The sequence below is a fragment of the Microvirga sp. P4_G7 genome (assembly GCF_056401005.1).
Genome location: NZ_JBFUKD010000732.1, coordinates 1 through 1,739, shown reverse-complemented (window position 1 = coordinate 1,739; position 1,739 = coordinate 1). Strand labels below are relative to the sequence as shown.

Below are 1,739 nucleotides of genomic sequence, written 5' to 3'. Positions count from 1 at the left end.
CGCGAGCAGCAAGGTGGACAGGGCGTCCACGAAGCCGGGCCAGTAATTGATGTCGCTCTGCCGGCCGCGGCGCCGCCCGCTTCCCGCGGGCATCAGGGCAGCCTTTCACGGGTCAGCCGATCCAGGATCTGCTTGAGATCCTTCTCGCGAGAAGCCTGCGCTTCCACCCAGTCACGGATCATCTGCTGTTCGGCCCGCATGTGCTGGACGAGACCCTGCACTCCTTCGGCGAGGTTCGCCATCGCCTGCGTCGAGGCCCGGCCCCCGGCACCGTCGTTGACCGCCGCGGTCAGGCGGTTCAGCGCCACGGTCAAATCGGGCGACCCTTGCGGACGGGCGGTCGCGTCGAGGCCGGTATCCATGGTCGAAGCGGCGAGCCAGTCTTCGAGTTCCGTATAGAACCGGTTCTGGGCCTGGCCGGCCTGAAGATCGAGGAAGCCGAGGACGAGCGAGCCCGCAAGGCCGAAAAGTGAAGCCGAGAAGGACAGCCCCATGCCTTGCAAGGGCCCGGCCAGTGAGGTCTTCAGCTCGTCGAACAGGACTGTCGCATCCTGTCCCGTCCTCAGCGAGCCGATGATGCGGCCGACGGAACCGACCGTCTCGATGAGGCCCCAGAAGGTGCCGAGAAGGCCCAGGAAGATCAGCAAACCGGCGAGGTAGCGGACGATTTCGCGGCTCTCGTCGAGGCGGGCGCCGATCGAGTCGAGCAGCGAACGCGTCGCTGCGACCGAGAGGAGCGACCGGTTGCTGCGGTTGTTGATGAGGGCCGCCATCGGCGCGAGCAGGGTCGGCGATTCCGGGAGGGCGAGCCCTTCTTCCTCACGGCTGAGGGTATTGACCCACCGAACTTCCGGAAACAGCCTCCAGACCTGCCGGATCGCGAGGACGATGCCGATGAGCATGACGCCCATGATCAGGCCGTTGAGGCCCGGATTGGCCAGGAACGCGGTCCAGATCTGCTTGTAGAGGATGAAGGCGACGAACCCAGCCAGAACCAGGAAGACCGCCATGCGAATCAAATAGATGCGTGGCGGGGTAAGGGTTTGGGATTCCATCTCCGGCGCGCTCGTTCTCTCCAGAGCGACCCCGGAAACGGCGAAGGCCGTTTCGACGGGGACATGCTCCAAGTTGGTGATCTGGGGCTGGAGTCAATGTGACCGTCCCACCCCCACGGATCAAGCGTGGCCGTGCGTTTCGACGGGGCCGCGAACAAGAATATCGCAGATCGCGGTCATCTGAACTGCGCTGCCTCGGCGAAAAGCGCGTCCCGCCTCCCGCCGTCGCCCTCGAACGCCCTACGCTTTGGCTTTCTTGAGCAATTTCAGCAGTTCGCGATGCAGGGTCTCATTCCCGCAGGCGATGCTGCGCTTTCCGACCGGATCGCTGCCGCCGTCCGCATCGGAGAGGAAGCCGCCCGCTTCGCGCAGGATCACCATGCCGGCGGCAATGTCCCAGGAATTGAGCCCACGCTCCCAGTAGATGTCGAGGCGTCCGCAGGCGACATAGGCGAGATCGAGCGCCGCCGCTCCCCACCGCCGCGATCCGCCCACATGGGCCATCACGCTCGCCGCTTCGCGCAGGAACAGGGCGTGGTCGCCCTTGCCGATATGCGGCATGCCGCAGGCGACGACCGCGTCGTCCATGGCGATACGGGCGGAGACGCGAATGCGGCGATTGTTGAGGTAGGCGCCTTTGCCCTTCTCGGCGACGAACAACTCGTCCTTCGCCGGATCATAGAC

General features: G+C 65.3%; 2 protein-coding genes. Both read right to left on the bottom strand.

All coding sequences use genetic code 11. The features are described from left to right. Positions 1 to 92: 92 nt before the first annotated feature. Positions 93 to 1,055, bottom strand: coding sequence for a flagellar motor protein MotA (locus tag AC1DT3_RS20100; RefSeq protein ID WP_477466979.1), 963 nt, complete (start codon positions 1,053 to 1,055; stop codon positions 93 to 95). Positions 1,056 to 1,295: 240 nt separating this feature from the next. Then, a partial coding sequence (locus AC1DT3_RS20095) for an inositol monophosphatase family protein (protein WP_477466978.1) occupies positions 1,296 to 1,739 on the bottom strand: 444 nt, incomplete at its 5' end.